Below are 17474 nucleotides of genomic sequence, written 5' to 3' on the forward strand. Positions count from 1 at the left end.
CCCTATGCCCTATGCCCTATGCCGGATAGTACCTCATCTTTTTGAGAAAGGCTATAAAACTAACTTCTCCCTCTGCGCTCTCTGCGCTCTCTGCGGTTCAAAAATCCAAATCTATTCCTCAACAACCTTGTTTTTCTCCCAAAACAAACCCGCCGCAATTCCCGCCTGAGAAACAAAAAACAATCCTGCAATTAATAGCTTTTGAATACCCGCTGCGTGGGAAAATGGATAAGCGAGCAAATTCAAATAAAACGACGGATGTTGCAATTTCCCCTTAGCCCCGCTGTTCGAGATAATTTTCCCAAACAAAAAAGCACCTCTACCGTAATTGAATTGCTGCCGCCAAAATTTGCCCAGAGTTAGGGCGTGAAAGTGATAAACTGTAACTTCAGGACGGTAGACCGCGCAGCCTCCGGCATTGAGCCAGCGAAAGCAAAATTCCCGGTCTTCTCCCGCCGCTAGCGAAAAAGTCGTGTCAAACCCGCCGATTTTTTGGAAAGCCTCAGCCGAAAGAGCAAAATTGTTAGAAGTGAAAAATTGCGCGCGATCGCCAATAGCATTGTAATAACTGTAAAGATAGTCGATCAATTGCTGGCTGGCCGTAGAATAGATGTTATCCTGCAGCGCGTTGACAGTCCGACCTCCAATCAAACAATCTGGTGTTTCCATAAATCGCCGTTCCAGATTTCGCAGCCAATCTACCGCCACAGTACAGTCATCGTCAGTAAACACTAAAAATTTGCCCTCGGCTGCAAAAGCCCCAGTATTTCGCGCCGTAGCCGGGCCAGAATTTGGTTGTGTCAGAAGTCTGAGATTTAGCTGATTGAGAAAAGGAGAAATTGTACTTTCTACAGATATTTCCGTGCTGTCGTTAACCACAATGACTTGAAACCCATCGCGCGGATATTCTAGTTCAACAAAAGACTGAAGACACTGCGCTAATTTCTCAGGTCGATTGTAAGTCGGAACAATAATTGAAAATAGAATGTTCGCTTGGTTCATGATAACTAATTACTTTTAATTTTTCAAGCGATATAACACCGACTCAGTATTAAAATCTTTGCCGAAAACTGGTTGTAGCGGGCCATCGGGACTTGTCAGCCAAGATAAACCTTGTTTGGTGTATTCGTCTGTCTCAGTCATGGGCCCGAATCCCACAAGGCTAATTTTATTTTTTCGGAGGTTGTCAATCCATGCCGGAAGTCGATCGGCTCTAAAGGGCATATATAAAACTTTTCTGTCTAAATTTCTCCCGTAAAACAGGTAGCTGCGGGAACTCAGAAAGAAGCCGATTCTTTCATCCGGTACTGTATTTTGATCGATATACTCGTATATGCCTCGATACAGTTGGGTTCTAGCAATATCTCGCTTTTCCCTCGCCACCCAACTAGCACTTACCATCAATGCTATACACAGAGCTATACACAGACAAATTATCATCATATAACTCGATTTTTTCAAGTTTACCAGTTTATTTTTTAACTCGGTTAAACTTGAACTTTGCTTAAACGAAATCCAACCTAACAGCATGAAGCCAATATAAGCTAACAGGTATATTGCTAAATCTAGCCCGTAGGGAGCTAATATTTTAATTACCACATTGATGGCTGCCACTGGCTCGGATTTAAACCGATCAATCAACCCGCTTCCCCAAACAATACTGTTGCCGGTAAAAGAATCATTTTTAATTAGGTCAAAAATTATGTTGCTAATAATGCCGGAAATACTGCTAATTAAAACAACTGCTACGACAAGTTGATTCGGAGTTTTTAATTTGGTTGCTGTAGCTGCTGCTGCTATACCTAGCAAGCTTAGGAAGGAAAATCCGTATCTGAGATTGAAACCGAGTATGGGGCTGAGTTGACCGATCGACTCTCCAGCAGTACCGGAGGTGTAAGGTGTAATTAGATACAGAATTCCGGTGCTGGCAAGAAGTACAATTAAAATGATCTTATTTTGATTGATTGTTCTGGTTTTAGTTTGCAACAAAGCCAGAGGTGCTGCTAAGACTTGAAGTGCGATCGCCAGAAAGGGCAGTTGCAATCTAATGATGATTTGTAAGCCGACAGTTTGCCAGTGGGAAATATTGCTGGGATTAAATTGAGCTGCTAAAGTGCTTTGCCAAATATTTAGAATTGGCGAAGCGGGCGGCTGCTGTACCGAAGGTATTGGTGCAGGTATGGGAGACTGTATGCGAACAGGCTCTAAGGGAATTTTAATATCGCCGACTTCGCCGACAGGATAATTGATTTGCAGCAAGTTTCTCGCATACCAAAAACATCCTAAAAGCAAGCAACAAGCTAGGCCGCACAGCAAGACTGGTTTGAGAAAGCGGCGAATTCTCAAATTAGCTGGTGTGGAATCTTGAGTAAGGGCGAATCTTGTAATTTCTAATATTGCTAATCCTCCTAAGAGTGAGGCTGCATAAACTAGGCCAGTAATTTTTATTCCGGCTAGCATTCCTACCGATGCCAAAAATAGGGATAGTTCCCAGACAGCTCGGCTTTTATGATAGGATAAACCCAGATACAAACCTACTGTAAAGATGGCAGCTAGCGGTAGGTCTGGGTGAATGGTGTTAATTTGGTTGAGCACCATCGGTACTGTCAATACTAATGTTGATGCTGCCATAGCGTGAATTCTGGTTGCTCCAAATTTTACGCTCAATAGATAGACGGCTATTCCTTCAAGCACCCAGGCTATTAGCAGGGGAAAGGCTGCGAGAAAGTCTTCTTTGAATGGGATTACACACAAGGCAGATAAAACGTGCCAATTGTACGGATATACTCGGGCTTGCTCGTGTTCAAAAATCCAGTTTCCGGCGGCATCTAATAGTGTAAAGGAATGGGTTTGATACCATCGGGCGATCGCGGGCAGGTGAAACCACAATGAGTCATAATTGGTTGTGGGTTTGGTTGCTAGGGTGTAACACAGCACAATTCCTGCAAAAGCGGCGGTCAAAACAATTAGAATTTCGGAGCTGTTGAGGGGTTGTTTGAGTTTGGGGATCTGCCAATGCGATAAGGTAAAAGCTCTGTTTTTTTTGGTATAGATCGGGATTGTGCCGATCGCGCAAATCAAAATTTCTGCTATAATTACTTGAGCGAGATTTAGGCGATCGGCACTTCCTAAAATCAAGCCGATACAAACTTGTATGATGCTCCATCCCGTCAGAAGTACGAGGAGAAAATGGGGAAACGAACAGTTACTGTTTGCTTTTTGATTCTCGAAAGCCAGAAACAAGCTTAAGGGAATTGGCCCGAATACAATAATTAGAAATAAAGTTAATTCCCACAAATGCTGCGTTATTAGCATAAGCTACTATTTACCAATTTTTATGGGTTTTTCCTAGCTACCAGGCTCTTAATGATAACGAGAAATCTATCAGATTCGCGGTTTTTGTGATGGTAATCGATTGAGAGCCTTCTTGGGAGAGGACTCGCATTCCTCACTACAAACTTGTCTGGTTTGTAGTGAGGAATGCGAGTCATTATCAAAAGCCTATCTGCTTGCTTGCTTCTGAGTTTTGGGTTTGAGAGCTTCCTTGTCTTTGGGCGCTGAAGTGTCAGCTTTTAACAATTCTGGGAATGGCGGCTGGAGGTTGTGAACTTCGATGTCCATTCCCAGCGGCAGAGGTGGAAGCATGGGCAGATCGCTTTCTAAATCCTTGAGTCCCCTAGCGCTTAGTGTTTCCACGATTTTCGGCATTAGGGGTACTTTGGCGGTTTCTAAACTGCCCATCATTTTGGCTACGGCGAATTCTAGCTGAGCGCCCGGATCTACCGCCACCCAACCCCGATCGGTCATTTGCCGGATCTCGAAGTGAAGGTGAGGCCCTGTAGACATTCCCGTACTACCGACGCGGCCGATAGTTTCTCCCTGTTTCACAAACTCTCCCGGTTTGACAAACAGTTCCGAAAGGTGTCCGTAGAGAGTTTCCTGAGACTGTTTGTTGTGGTCAAGAACCACCGTCAAACCGTAGCCGCCCAACCAATCGGCGATCGCCACTTGACCCGCATAGGCCGCCAGTACGGGCGTTCCCATCGGAGCTCCCAAGTCAGTTCCGGTGTGAAACCTGCCGTAACCCATAACCGGATGAGTCCGCCACCCGAAGGGCGATGTAATGTCGGCAGCAATAGATAGGGGAAACAACAGGCTGGTGTTGCCGTTTCCGGGCATTCCTAAAGGACGCGGCGTGAGATTGTAGTAAGCAAAACCTGTATTGCTGCCGCTGCTGACACTAACGGCACCGACTTGCACCGGCCCTAGTCCCATGCTGGGTTCGGGAGGGCCGCCGTAGGATGCAGGGTTGACCGAATATCCAGAGTTAGCCGAATATCCAGAGTTAGCCGAATATCCAGAGTTAGCCGAGTATCCAGAATTAGCGGAGTATCCAGAGTTAGCCGAATATCCAGAGTTAGGCGAGTAGCCCTTGGGCCCATAAGCAGATTCTCCGCTGCTTCCTTGTCCCCAAAGCTTGTTGCTTACTTGTTGAATGGCTCGATCGACTTTATTGGCAGAATAACCCCGATCGTTATCGCCCGCATTTCCCCGAACATTGCTCGGAACATTGCTCGGAACGTTCTCCGCCAGGTTTTGTGGCAGATTTCGAGGCGGGGGTGCAATATAGGAGTTACCGGCGATCGGGCTGTGGGGACTGTCGTTGGGTTCTTGTGCGATCGGGGTTTGGGGGCTGTAGCTGGGAGGGGCTGCTTCTGCAGTGACAGGCTCGTCCACAGCAGCAGGCCCGCACGAACCGCCACCGGAACCTTCGCAACCGCTCGATCGTTCTGCAAACTCGATTCTCGTCGGCGGTTCGTAGCCGCCCTCAGCGCCAGCGCTGTAGTCTGTATGGTCGGCTTCAGCAGTATGGACTGGGTTAACTGGCGCTTCAAAAGGAGGCTCTTGGGCTGTGGCTTCTGGCAGGGGAATCAGCGCCGGCTCTGGCAGATAATAGGCCGGAGGTGCTTCGGTGACGTAATCTGACTCCCGAGGCGGTTCGGCATAGACAGGCTCGGGAGCCGGAGCTTCTGCCTGCGGTGGGGAGTACGGTTCTGGCTCTACTTGGCTAACTGCTGGTTCCGGGGGGGCCAGAGGCGCTTCATACAGTGGCTGGAGTTCTGCTGCACCGGGGACTGCTTGTTCTGCTGGCGGTGTTTCGGTCTGGGCCCACACTAGGCCTTTGCTGAGCAGTCCCAGACTGGCGAGGCAACCCAGTCCTACCAGCAGCGAGCGATCGGACAAAAGGCGCGATCGAGTCCGAGCGCCTTTCGGGTTATTTTTGTGATGTTTGGTGTTCAAATGGGCTGCTATTTGCTTGTCTGGAACTGGTTTCACGATTTTTTTTCCCAACTCAACAGGGGACGCAAGGATATCTAAGTCAGTCGATTTTAGATTTTAGATTTACTTGCAACTTTGTGAATCAAAGGAGCCCGAACTAAAGTCTAAAGTTTTGGGCTGCTGGCGACAGGAGTCTTCAAGCAAGTATCTGTTTTTTTTGGCGGGGCCTGGATCGACTGTATGGCAATCCCAATCTTTAATACAGACTTAACTGATTTTACCCGGCTTGAGGCAATTTTTTGGCGCGTCGAACCAGCTCGAATGCTGTGGCGTCGATTCGCGATCGATGCCCTAGTTTTTTGGCCGACGATCGCACTGGCTGGCGGAGTCTGTGAAGGCCACATTGATAATAGCGCTTTGACGTTCGTCTGTGTTAGTTAGTTCGCTCTATTTTTCGGGTCGCGCCAAATTTCGCCAGCGTCCACCGCCTCGGTCGATTTTTGATTTTAGATTCTTCGACTTCGCGAGCGAACAAGTTTTAGATTTGAGATTTACTTGCAGACGAGTGAATCTAAGTCGCCCGAACTAAAGTTTAAAGTTTTGGGCTGCTGGCGACAGGAGTCTTCAAGCAAGTATCTGTTGTGTTAATTATTTGCCTCTATTTTTCGGGTTATGCCAAATTTCGCCAGCGTCCACCGCCGCTGGGTGGCTTCTTTCATCCCGATTTTTTTGATGAAAGCCGATCGCGCATTTAAACCTCAGCCGCCAAAATTGTTGATTGCTTAGAATAGAATGCAAATTGATTCGTTTGGGGATGGATGGCTTTAATGACTGTAGCTGGCGATCGCTTGACAAATTTTCCTGACTCCTCACCGACGACCGGATCCCCTTCGGGGATCGGTTGGGAGTGGCAGAACTCCCAAGGTTTGCCTTATCTGACTTGTAGCTTGCTCTCTCGATGGTCTCACGGCTTTTTTACTCGCGATTTCTCGCCCCAAGGCCCGATCGAGCTGACGGAAATTCTCGAACCAGGAGCCAAGGTTTACCGCCTTCAGCAGGTACACGGCAATGCGGTACTCAAAACCGGTCAGTTGTCCCCGGTTGTGCCTCCGGTTTCGGAAACCGCCGCTCAAAGCTATGTTGAGGCTGATGGGTTGGTGGCCGAACTAGAGGGTGAGGCGCTGTGGGTTTGCTCGGCCGACTGCGTGCCGGTGCTGATTGCTGACGATCGCACTGGACTGGTTGCGGCAGTTCACGCTGGTTGGCGCGGCACTGCTGCTAAGATATTACCAGAGGCAATCGATCGACTTGTGGCCGTCGGCAGTCAACTAGACAATCTCAAGATTGCTATGGGGCCGGCGATCTCTGGAGAGGTTTACCAGGTATCTGTGGAAGTTGCCGCGTCTCTCTTAGCCGCGATTACTCCCCAGAGTGCTGTTAGTGCCCGTGCCGCCGGCATCTGCGAGTTTTTGCACCAACTGCCAGAATCTCCTGTACTAGCAGATCCAGAACCTGGAAAAGTACGCTTGGATGTTCGCCTCTGCAATGCTCTGCAATTGCAGAAATTGGGAATCGATCTTTCTCAAGTGGCGATCGCTCCTTTCTGTACCTATTCTGACTCGGCTCGCTTTTTTTCCTACCGCCGCGATCGACTAAAAAAAATCCAGTGGTCGGGAATTGTCAGCGCCTGCGGGACAAATCCCCGTTGAAAGCCTTCGGCAACAGGTAAAATTATTGTAGACGGCTAAGCTAAGGTAAAAACAAAAATCTTTAGGTTCATAATTTTTTATTTCCTGTTGCCCAATGCCTTCTACCTTCCTAAGGTTTGCTGGTTTCTGTCTCAAAGCACTAAAAACTACCAGTAAAACTTTTGGGAAAGCGGCGCGGCTTTCCTCTCTTGTTAAAATTGCACTATTTTTAACGAGAGCCTTCAGCGGGTTATTAAATTTAATGACCGAGCACTGGTGGATAAAAAATGCTTAGCGACCGCAAGGTTAACCATCATTGGTGTCAACAACCAAGTCAAATGCAGTACAGGTATACTATCTGACGATTAAAACCTAGAACCTCCCCTGGCCACCCGACTATTTGGGAGGACAAAAAGCGCTCTTGCATCAACCCTACTCCCATTCTTAATGGAGATTAGGAGGGGATCGAGACTCAGCTATAAACGAGAGAAACAAAGGTTTTTAAACTTAAATTGACGCCAATGGTTTAGGATATCATCCTACACTTTCAAACCACGGCGGTTAACACCGCCCGCTCGCATCCCTCTCAGGTCTAAAGACGCTGAGTTTTCCGCATACCAACAAGTTTTATGAGTGAGCCAACTCCCTATCAACTGCTTGAAGTCGATGAAGATGCTTCCTTTGATGAAGTGCAAGAGGCCCGCACCCGTCAAGCCCAGCAGCACAGCGGCGACAAGAAACGTTTGGAATCGATCGAAGCTGCTTATGACGCGATTCTCATGGATCGCTTGCGACAGCGACAGGAAGGTAAAATTAAAGTGCCCGAAGGCATCCGCTTTCCCGATCGGCTGACTCCCCCACCCGCAAGCTTTACTCCGTCTACTCCGTCGGGGAGTCCTGCTTGGTTGCAGCGACTAATCGATACTCCTAGTCGATCGGACATTTTGTGGCCGGCTGGGGTTTATGTGGCCTTGGGCGGACTGAGTATTTATCCGGCTAATGATTCTTTGCTACAGTTGACTCTGGCTCTTGGAGTCGGCTCTTGTCTTTATTTTCTTAATCGCAAGGAACAAAAATTTGGTCGGGCCGTGCTGCTGACTGTGGCCGGCTTGGTTTTAGGCCTGGTGCTGGGAGGTGTTTTCGGCCCTTTGCTCAGTACAGCATTTGTCTCAACAGAGAAACTGATTGCTTTGTTTACGTTTTTAACTCTGTGGCTCGTCAGCAGTTTTTTGCGATAGTCAGTAGTTAGTGGTTATTTGTGATTAGTTATTTGTGATTTGTTGGTTCCTAGTTCTTCAGTGTTATTTGTTGATTCTTAATAACAACTAACAACAATTAAGAGCCAGTAACCAATAACCAATAACCAATAACTAATAACCAATAACTAATGACTACCTAAAATCATCTCAACTGCTTCGCTCAAATTATTAGCAATAAAATCCGGTTGGTGCATTTCTAATTGGGTGCGATCGCGAATTCCGCACAAAACACCAATTACCTTGACACCGTGGGTTTTTGCTGCTACAATATCGGCCTCGGTATCCCCCACCATCCAAAAATCAGAAGCCGGTGGCAGTTGGGCCAGAGCTCTAGCCATCAGCAGGGGCTTATCCTTCACATCCCCAGTTTTGATGTAATCGTTGGGGAGACAATAGCGGCGGTTTTCTGGGAAAAACTGCGCCAAATTGCAGCGGGTGAAGGCTTCGTCTAGTTCCCTGACGCGGCGCATGGTCATCACCGTTAAGTCTACTCCAGCGCGCTGCAACTTCTCTAAAGTTTCTACTGCACCCCGAGCGGGTCGATCGTACATCAGAAAAGGGAGAGTGTGGACAGTTTGACGGCGTTTCAGGGCAAAATCGACAGCTTGATCTGCGTCTAATCCTGAGAGGAGGGCGATTTCGGTTTCAGGAACCCGCGCCCGTTTCATGTCCCAAAACTCGGCTAAGGTGAGTTCGCGCACTGCTTGACCCTCACGCTGAGTCTCGGCCAGACACTGCTGGTAAACTCGGTAATAGCGATCGGACACGTCCATAATCGGGCCGTCAAAGTCAGTAATAAGTCTCAGCATTTAGCAGAATATTTTCCAGTTTTTATACAAATTGTTCAATATTATATCACTTCCAGGTAACAGGTTATTTGCCAAACTTGACACCAATACCCAGGGGAGGTAAAGTGTAGAACAATGGCGCTAATTAAAGGCAATAGTTGAATTGAATTGTACCAATCCTCAACTCTAAGAGTTGTTAGTAATATCGGGAAGTCTACAATTGAAAACTGCAATATAAATAATGCAAATCGCTTATTTAATTAATCATTATAGCTATTAACCGCTTAGTTCAGGATGAGCTTAAATGCTTGTTCAAAACATTTGCTATAACTCATATTCGGCGTGGGTAGGGATATCACTGAGGAACAGCGGATAAAAAAACGTCAAGCAGCACAGTATGCAGTAGCTCGTATTATGTCAGAAGCGGGTTCTTTAGAGAGCGCCACTCCGAAAATTTTCCAAGCTATTTGTGAAAGTTTGGGATGGGATATTGGCGAGCTTTGGACGCCTGTGGATGAAAAAGAGAGTAAATTTGATGCGGAAAATAGTCGCGACAAAATACCTTTTTTGTTGGCTGCACCAGATAATGTTATTGAAAATATTCCTTTTTTGGTGCGAGTGGGAGTTTGGCGCAGGGGGACTGAAGTTGGGGAGTTTGTGGAAAATTGCCAGCAGATTAATCTAGAGCCTAGTGCGGGTTTACCGGGAATAGTTTGGAACACTGGTTTTCCGCAATGGATTACGGATATTCTCAAAGATCGCAATTGTGTGCGATCGCACTTAGCAGCCAAAGCAGGATTGCGATCGGCTTTTGGGTTCCCGATTCGCGCCAGCCGTCAAGTGGTAGGGGTAATGACTTTTTTCTGCCAGGAAAAACAGCCTCTCGATGAAGATTTGCTTGAGATGATGGCTGCTGTCGGTTCTCAATTAGGGCAGTTTGTCAAGCGCAAATATGCAGAGAAAGAACTGCAAGAAGCCGAAGCTTCAATCCGATTTTTGTACGAGCAAGAAAAACGGCAAAGCGAAGAATTAGCCCAGCAAAACTTAGCTTTAGAACAGGCGAAATTAGAGTTAGAAGCTGCTAACCAAACATTGCAAGAACTCGCATCTATTGATGGTTTGACTCAGATTGCTAACCGTCGCAGTTTTGACAAAGCATTAAAATCGGAGTGGCAGCGGATGGCTAGAGAGACAGCGCCACTGTCTTTGCTTTTGCTGGATATCGATTTTTTCAAACTTTACAACGATCGCTACGGGCATCAAAGAGGCGACGAATGTTTAAAAAAAGTAGCTAAAATTTTAGAGAAAAATGCTAGGCGGGGAGGCGATTTATCTGCCCGCTACGGTGGCGAAGAATTTGCGGTAATTTTGTCGCGGACTGAGGTTAAGGGAGCTATGCGGGTAGCTGAATCAATTCGCAGCGATTTGAATGCTGCGGAAATTCTTCATGCTGATTCCAAGGTAAGTAAGTTTGTGACTCTCAGTATCGGAGTCACTAATGTTGTGCCTGCTGTCGGTTTATCGATTGAGGGGTTAATTGGAGAAGCCGATCGCGCGCTGTATCGAGCTAAACTAGAAGGGCGCGATCGCATAGTTTGCTTAGAATACAATCAAGAATTTCAGGGCCCGAAAGGAGTATTTTCTGATGATCGTGAGAGAAGCTAAAATTGCTGACGCACCTGCAATTGCCCGAGTCAATCTAGACACTTGGCGGACAGCTTACCGAAAATTTTTACCAGCGGATTACCTCGCGCAACTGTCATATCAAAAACGAGAAAACAACTGGCAAGAAATCCTGTCAAACGTCAAAAATACTGGGGATTTTGTCTGCGTTGCTGAGAATGAATCCGGGCAAATTGTGGGTTTTGCTGCGGGCGGCTGCGAGCGTACTGGCAAATATGTTTATCAAGGAGAATTATTTGCTATTTATATTTTGGAGGAATATCAGCGTCAGGGAATCGGACAGCAACTTGTGAAAAAAGTTGCTACAAAATTGGCAGAATTAAATTTGAATTCGATGCTGGTTTGGGTACTGGGAGACAATTCAGCCTGCAAATTTTATGAATTTTTGGGAGGTGAAAAAGTGGACGAACACCAAACAAATAAAGCAGGAGTTGCTGTCAAGGAAATTGCCTACGGGTGGACTGATATCGCAGTGCTGACAAACAGGCCTGCATGAGCCGTAAATTGGCATTTTTATCAATCATCGATTAAACTTCCCCTCTTCATTTGTTCCCGTTCGATTGCCTCAAACAAAGCTCGAAAATTGCCAGCCCCAAAACCTCCAGCTTGCACCTGTTTGCCGTTAACTAAAGAAACTCGGCGCTCAATAATCTCGAAAAAGAAAGTCGGTTCGTCAAAAATTGGCTGGGTAAAGATTTGCAACAGCATTGCTGCGGGAGCATCTTCTTGCCAATCTGCCAAAACTTGAGACTCTGCAATTGCTCGCCAATCTGCGGGCAGATAGTTTTGCCGCTGTTGCAATTCGGAGTAATATGTTAAAGGAACTGGCAGAAAAGGCAAACCGCGCGATCGCAAATCGGTAACAACCCCTACAATATTAGCAGTTTGTAAAGCCATGTGCTGAATTCCTGACCCCCGATTTGCACTCAAAAACTCTTGAATTTGAGAATTAGTCGATGCCGGTTCGTTAATCGGGAATTGCGCCCCACCTTCAGCGTGCATCATCACTTGGCTTCGCAAGGCCGAATTTTCAGTCTTAATGTCAAAATTTTGCTGCGGCGTAAAACCTAATATTTTTTGATACCAACTAACAGCACTTGACAAATCGCCCGATTCAACATTTAAAACTACGTGGTCGATTAAGGTAAACAGCGACAGCTTACCAGAAGCGGGTAGCGCTAAATTTTCTTCTATTGGCTCAACCAGCGTGTGGCTTAAATCTCCCCAACCAGCGATTTTTGCCAGTTTAAAACAGCCTGCTGCTGTTAGGTTCTTTTGAATCGGTTCCAGAATTTGAGCGCCTGCTGCAGCCGCTCTAGCTACTGCTAATTCGATATTTTTTACCCGAAGACCCACATCGGCAATTCCGGGAGGATGAAACTTCAACCAACTAGCGGCGGGACTAGCGGGTGTCAGGGGTGAAGATAAAACAAAACATACATTACCGCTGCTGACAGATTCAGTGCTAGTGTGGCTGTTGGAAGAACCTGCGATTGATTTAAAGCCTAAGTGGCTGACAAACCAGTCGCGGGATACTTTAGCATTTTCAACGTAAAACAGAATGCGATCGAATTCCATAATCAATAATTGAAAATGGAAACTGAGGAAGGGAAAATCGGCTGATTTTCAGTGGAAAACTGCAAGATAGGGACAGAGTAATGGATATTTTTCATATTTTTCATATTTTTCTCGTGCGCGCTACTAATAATAACCTCAAGATTGAATATTATAACTCTCTCTCAAGGTATAAATACATCGGCACTTAAAAAAAAATAGGTGTCTGGGATAACTTGAGTTTGGTGGCACTGCCTTAGCCCAGTAGATTTTAGAGTTTAGATTTTAGCTTTACTCCACAGATGAATCTGGAACATTGAAGTTGTGTCTAAAATGTTGGGAGAATCTATGAATTAAGGCTGGGATTGTACTTGTTTTGGGGTCAATCGGTGCGATAAGAATATCATACAAACTGAATCGGTGCGCCTCGGCGCACCCTACAAACTACTAGAAAAATAAATGACTTTCCGGCTGAATATTAATCTCCAGCGGCACAGCTTGCGGGTCAGATGAAAGAGCAAACATAATCGCATTTGCAGCGGTTTCGGTACTCAGCATTTTTGAGCGGTCTACCTTCAAACTCACATTATCCCAAAACTGAGAATCCACCCCACCAAAATAGAATAGTGTAAATTTAATGCCGTAGCGGCGCAGCTCATCTGCCATGCACTTGCTAAAACCAACTACTCCAAACTTTGAAGCACAATAAGCAGTTCCCATCGCCATCGAATGCTTGCCCAAAATCCCGATGACATTGCAGATGTGACCGGATTTGCGCTCTTTCATCACATTCGCGGCGGCTTGAGATGTGTAAAAACTGCCTTTCAAGTTCAAGTCAAGCATCGCATCTAAATCAGCGGGTTCTAACTTGTTCCACTGCTTGAGAATTCCGGCACCGGCGGCGTTTATGAGGGCATCAATTTGTCCGAAATGTTCGACAGTTTTTTGCATCAGCGTCTCGACTTGCGACAAGTCGGTGATGTCTGTAGGTACGCACAGTACCTCTGTTGTTGAAAGTTCGCTTGCTAAAGCATCTAATTTACTGCTGTCTCTGGCGGCGAGCACTAGCGTCGCACCCGCATCGGCGAGTTTGCGGGCTACTGCTGAACCGATGCCGCCAGTCGCACCCACCACAACCACAACTTTGTCCTGCATATCCCTTTACATTTCTTTACGTCCAGATTGTATGATAACTCAAGTTATTGGGTATTGGGAATTGGGAATTGGGAATTGGGAATTGGGAATTGGGAATTGGGAATTGGGAATTGGGAATTGGGAATTGGGAATTGGGCGGAGCGAAGCGGAGGGATGGGGAATTGGGCGGAGCGAAGCGGAGGGATTGGAAATTGGAAATTGGGGAACCAATAACCAATAACAAATAACCAATAACAAATAACCAATAACCAATAACCAATAACCAATAACAAATAACCAATAACCAATAACCAATAACAAATAACCAATAACCAATAACAAATAACCAATAACCAATAACCAATAACCAATAACCAATAACCAATAATTAATTTAGGGAAACTTGCCAGCCTTTTTCGCTTTTTTTTAGCTTGAGAGAAGTGCATGATTGCAAAAAGTTAGGGAGTTTTCTGCCAAAATTAAATTCTTTAATTGTTTGGGTAATTTGTTTGCCGTATTGTCTGTGAAATTCGCTGCCTACATTGGAGAGAAATACAGAATTTTGAGGAGAGTTGTCGGTTAAGTCGCTAACTATTTTGACTATAGCTTTTTCCAAGTCTTCGAGAGAATTAATATTGGTTAAGCTGGTCGGTGCTGTTTGGGTGTGATTCACATTTTCTTTGTTAAGTATGGGCGGTGGGGGGGGTGATTTAACTTCAAAGAGAGTGACATAAGTTTGAGATTTTTCTGAGGGTTTGTGAAGAACAAAATCGGTGGGATATTTGAGAAATATATCTCTGGTTTTAGTTCCTAAGAGATGCTGGGCAACTATTTGATTTAGGACTAAACCGTAATTTTCTGTAAATAAAGCTGAAATTGTGGAAATCTTAATCCACTGGGTTGAGGTGAGCTTTTGCTCTTTTTTGATTAATTCTTTTAGCTGAATAACTAATTGTTCTACGGGTGTTATTTCGGGTAAAGTCACGAGGGAATGGGTTTCCACTTGTCCGGTTTTACTGTTTAAAACTATGATTTGATCTATTTGCTTGCGGACTTGAAATACGGTTAATCCGTGGGCTTGTAGTGTATTGCTGAGGTGGGTGAGGGCGCGATCGGACGAACAGACAAAAATCTCTTTTGCTGTGGGATAATGTACGAAAATTGATGCGCCTACTGTTGCCATTTTTAAGTCGGCGCTGTCTTTACCGGGGGGGACGTGAATCAGTTGATAGCCGCGCTGGTGAAATTCGGTATCTTTTTTGCCCATGCTGCGCCAGTTGGCAAAGGCTACTTTGATTTGGATGGGATAGTGGCAAATTCCTTCTAGGAATTTTTCGGTTTCGATGGTGAGTTGCAAGTTTTCGACATCTAGCAGCAAGATGGCTATGCCGACAGGAAGCGAATGTGTTTGGTTTGCGGTGGGATTTGGAGGTTTTGGGGAAACTGAGTTTTGTGATGGGGCTGTGGCTAGCTGCTGAATTTGGGCAAATATTTTGCTGAATTGAGATGAATTAATGAATTCTGGAATCAGCAGAATTTGGAGATATTTTTTCGCAGTCTGCAGCAGGGATTTGGTATCGCTGGCTACTTGGAAACTTTTGGTCAATTTTTCAATCAAAACTGACTGAAAATCAGGTTTGGCCCAGGGGGTTTTCCTGTATTTTTCAGCTATCCATTCGGGATGTTGTTCCTGAATGGTAATTAGTGTTTGAGCGATATAGCGACTGATGGCGCTGAATGCGACTGATTCTTGAGTGGCTAGGAAGGAAGTTCGATCGGGCATGGCCCTCTACAATGCGGGATGGTGTCTCAATCTATCATAATGTTAGTTTCTTGTCGGCGGCCGGACGATCGCCCGCCAAATCCAACCTGCTGCAATTAACGCCAACCCAGTCAGCCAAATTTGCCTCTCCACCCAAAAAGCCAGAAACAGACACGCAGCCAATCCAACCCAAGCCAGCCACTGCGGGTAAAGCCTTTGGGCGGGGGAAAGTTGCAGCGCTGCGAGGTTGGTGATAGCGTAGTAGATCAAAACGCTAAAGGCACTGAATGACCAAGTGGTTTTGACATCGCCGACTAAAATTAAAAGTGCGATCGTAATTTCGACAAATACCACAGCCACATAGGGCGTTGTGCCCGAGGGATTCAGCCGCGCCAAGACTCTGGGCACATCCAGCCGCCGCCCCATCGCCAGCCAGACGCGCGACAAGCCTAAAATTAAGTTCAGCAATACTCCCAGCATGGCAGTAATTGCCCCGACGGCTAGCAGTTGAGAAACTCCCGGAGTGGGGAAACTGCGGGCGAGGACTTCCAAAGGTGCAGCCGTGCTGTCTGTTTGCAGGGACAATTTATCTGCTCCCCCCGCGCCTGCGACAACTATTGCTACCCCCACGTAAAGCAGCATTGTCAGCACCAAAGTGAAAATTATGGCTTTGGGAATGGTTTCCCTCGGTTCCCGCACTTCCTCGCTCATTGTGGTGATGCGGGCGTAACCGCTATAAGCGACAAACATCAGGGCGGTGGCCTGGAGGATGGAGCCGATCGAACTATCATTTTGTACAGTGGCTATTTCCCATCTGATTTCTGGTAAACCTGCAGCGATAAAGACAGTCAGAGATAAGAGTGTAACTGAGACTGTGACAGTATTGGCAATATTCGATCGCCTAATTCCCGTTAATACAAGCAGAGTGAGGGCGGCGAGGGCGACCAAAGCTGTTAGGATCAGGTAAGTGCGATCGGCTACACCAACGGCATTTAAAAAATACCCCGCAAAACCCAAAGCAGCAGTAGCAGCCGAAGCCGTTTTAGCTAAAAGAAACATCCAGCCGGCTGTAAAACCCAGCCAAGGATTGAGATATTTGTAACCATATTCATAAGTACCGCCGCTAACAGGATGATTTGCTGCCAATTGAGCGCTATTCAGGCCATTGCAAACAGCAACCAAAGCAGCGATACCCACAGCCAAAATCACTCCCGGCCCAGCAACTTCCGCCGCAATGCCGATACTCACAAATACTCCGGTACCGAGGATTGAGCCCAGGCCCATGAGAGTTGCGCCGAAAACACCCAATTCTCGCTTAAGCAGTGGTAAAGACATAACTATAGCGGTTTTCTGTTCAGTGCCATACTGATATTAGCAGGACTAAAGCTTTTGTCACGTTGAAACAGGTTTGTAGTTGCGCTTCAGCGCAACTACAAACCTAAAAAAGAACTTTGGTATTAACCGAAACGACCTTGAATGTAATCCCTCGTACTCGAATTGCCCGCAGAAGTAAAAATCTTACTTGTGGGGCCAAATTCAACCAGGCGGCCGATGCGACTTTCATCAGTATTAAAAAAAGCCGTGTAATCAGAAACGCGAGCAGCCTGCTGCATATTGTGCGTCACAATCACAACAGTTAACTGCTGCCGCAGAGTCTGAAACAACTCCTCAATCTTCATCGTTGAAATCGGATCTAGAGCAGAACAAGGTTCATCCATCAGCAAAATTTTTGGCTGCACAGCCAAAGCGCGAGCAATACAAAGTCGCTGCTGCTGTCCCCCCGAAATCCCCTGAGCAGACTTCTTCAAATCGTCTTTGACTTCATTCCAAAGCGCCGCACTTTTCAGTGCAGATTCCACAATTTCATCTAATTCTGCTTGGCTTTTGCGACCGAAAATCCTCACCCCGTAAGCAATATTATCGTAGATGCTCAGCGGAAAAGGATTTGGTCTTTGAAACACCATCCCAATTTGGCGGCGCAAACTATTAATGTTTACTTTCTGGCTATAAATATCCTGTCCAAAAAACTCTACTCTTCCTTTAACTTGAACTTTTCCCTCCAATTCACCAATACGGTTGAGAGCTTTGAGAAAAGTAGATTTTCCGCAACCAGAAGGGCCAATAATAGCAGTAACTTGTGGGTGAGGGATATTTATCGATAAATTTTCTAATACTTTTTGAGTTCCGTAATAAAAACTCAAGTCCTGAACTCGCAGTGCTGGCATTGCATTGGGGTCAATTTCCGGGGTGGTATCGTCTAGGAATTGATCTGTAGAGTTGGCGGATTTCAAGTTAGCTTTAGGTTTCATTATTTGCCTAGTTATAG

Annotated in this window: 15 protein-coding genes; 6 read left to right on the forward strand and 9 right to left on the reverse strand. The window is 46.1% G+C overall.

Annotated features, from left to right (window positions below):
- Positions 1–111: 111 nt before the first annotated feature.
- The 3 genes from QUA97_RS16755 to QUA97_RS16765 form a co-directional block, all read right to left on the reverse strand.
- Positions 112–1002, reverse strand: coding sequence for a glycosyltransferase (locus QUA97_RS16755; protein WP_194066748.1), 891 nt, complete (start codon positions 1000–1002; stop codon positions 112–114).
- Between the two features lie 15 nt (positions 1003–1017).
- A complete protein-coding gene (locus QUA97_RS16760; RefSeq protein WP_333195259.1) occupies positions 1018–3315 on the reverse strand; it encodes a hypothetical protein in 2298 nt (765 codons plus the stop codon).
- A 186-nt stretch (positions 3316–3501) separates the two neighbouring features.
- A complete protein-coding gene (locus QUA97_RS16765; protein WP_333195260.1) occupies positions 3502–5337 on the reverse strand; it encodes a peptidoglycan DD-metalloendopeptidase family protein in 1836 nt (611 codons plus the stop codon).
- Between the two features lie 183 nt (positions 5338–5520).
- Between QUA97_RS16765 and QUA97_RS16770 the strand changes: the two genes are divergently transcribed.
- The 3 genes from QUA97_RS16770 (at position 5521) to QUA97_RS16780 (ending at position 8206) form a co-directional block, all read left to right on the forward strand.
- Positions 5521–5721, forward strand: a complete 201-nt coding sequence (locus tag QUA97_RS16770) for a hypothetical protein (RefSeq protein WP_194066750.1) — start codon at positions 5521–5523, stop codon at positions 5719–5721.
- A 386-nt stretch (positions 5722–6107) separates the two neighbouring features.
- Positions 6108–6989 (forward strand): peptidoglycan editing factor PgeF, encoded by an 882-nt coding sequence (pgeF, locus tag QUA97_RS16775; RefSeq protein WP_194066769.1) that lies wholly within the window; start codon positions 6108–6110, stop codon positions 6987–6989.
- Positions 6990–7597: 608 nt separating this feature from the next.
- Positions 7598–8206 (forward strand): CPP1-like family protein, encoded by a 609-nt coding sequence (locus QUA97_RS16780; RefSeq protein ID WP_194066751.1) that lies wholly within the window; start codon positions 7598–7600, stop codon positions 8204–8206.
- 146 nt (positions 8207–8352) lie between these two features.
- On the opposite strand, the gene QUA97_RS16785 is transcribed toward QUA97_RS16780, so the two are convergent.
- Complete coding sequence (locus tag QUA97_RS16785) at positions 8353–9036, reverse strand: HAD family hydrolase (RefSeq protein ID WP_194066752.1); 684 nt, start codon at positions 9034–9036, stop codon at positions 8353–8355.
- A 321-nt stretch (positions 9037–9357) separates the two neighbouring features.
- On the opposite strand from QUA97_RS16785, the gene QUA97_RS16790 reads away from it, so the two are divergent.
- Both QUA97_RS16790 and QUA97_RS16795 read left to right on the forward strand, forming a co-directional pair.
- A complete protein-coding gene (locus QUA97_RS16790) occupies positions 9358–10680 on the forward strand; it encodes a diguanylate cyclase (RefSeq protein WP_333195261.1) in 1323 nt (440 codons plus the stop codon).
- Positions 10661–11194: a GNAT family N-acetyltransferase gene (locus tag QUA97_RS16795; RefSeq protein WP_194066753.1), complete on the forward strand. Its 534-nt coding sequence runs from the start codon at positions 10661–10663 to the stop codon at positions 11192–11194. Before QUA97_RS16790 ends, QUA97_RS16795 begins: the two co-directional genes overlap by 20 nt.
- A 20-nt stretch (positions 11195–11214) precedes the next feature.
- Here QUA97_RS16795 and hppD read toward each other — a convergent pair whose 3' ends face one another.
- Both hppD and QUA97_RS16805 read right to left on the reverse strand, forming a co-directional pair.
- Positions 11215–12276, reverse strand: coding sequence for a 4-hydroxyphenylpyruvate dioxygenase (gene hppD, locus QUA97_RS16800; protein WP_333195262.1), 1062 nt, complete (start codon positions 12274–12276; stop codon positions 11215–11217).
- A gap of 423 nt (positions 12277–12699) precedes the next feature.
- On the reverse strand, positions 12700–13407 hold the full coding sequence (locus QUA97_RS16805) for an SDR family oxidoreductase (protein ID WP_333195263.1): 708 nt from the start codon (positions 13405–13407) through the stop codon (positions 12700–12702).
- A 31-nt stretch (positions 13408–13438) separates the two neighbouring features.
- On the opposite strand from QUA97_RS16805, the gene QUA97_RS16810 reads away from it, so the two are divergent.
- The gene (locus QUA97_RS16810; RefSeq protein WP_333195264.1) at positions 13439–13627 is read left to right on the forward strand and encodes a hypothetical protein; all 189 of its coding nucleotides are present in this window, start codon (positions 13439–13441) and stop codon (positions 13625–13627) included.
- A 147-nt stretch (positions 13628–13774) separates the two neighbouring features.
- Here QUA97_RS16810 and QUA97_RS16815 read toward each other — a convergent pair whose 3' ends face one another.
- The 3 genes from QUA97_RS16815 to pstB form a co-directional block, all read right to left on the reverse strand.
- Positions 13775–15169, reverse strand: coding sequence for an NYN domain-containing protein (locus tag QUA97_RS16815; RefSeq protein WP_194066757.1), 1395 nt, complete (start codon positions 15167–15169; stop codon positions 13775–13777).
- Between the two features lie 42 nt (positions 15170–15211).
- Positions 15212–16483 (reverse strand): APC family permease, encoded by a 1272-nt coding sequence (locus QUA97_RS16820; RefSeq protein WP_333195265.1) that lies wholly within the window; start codon positions 16481–16483, stop codon positions 15212–15214.
- 122 nt (positions 16484–16605) lie between these two features.
- Positions 16606–17457, reverse strand: coding sequence for a phosphate ABC transporter ATP-binding protein PstB (gene pstB / locus QUA97_RS16825; protein WP_333195266.1), 852 nt, complete (start codon positions 17455–17457; stop codon positions 16606–16608).
- Positions 17458–17474: the final 17 nt, after the last annotated feature.

This window comes from Microcoleus sp. CZ3-B2 (genome assembly GCF_036705055.1).
Taxonomy (GTDB): domain Bacteria; phylum Cyanobacteriota; class Cyanobacteriia; order Cyanobacteriales; family Microcoleaceae; genus Microcoleus.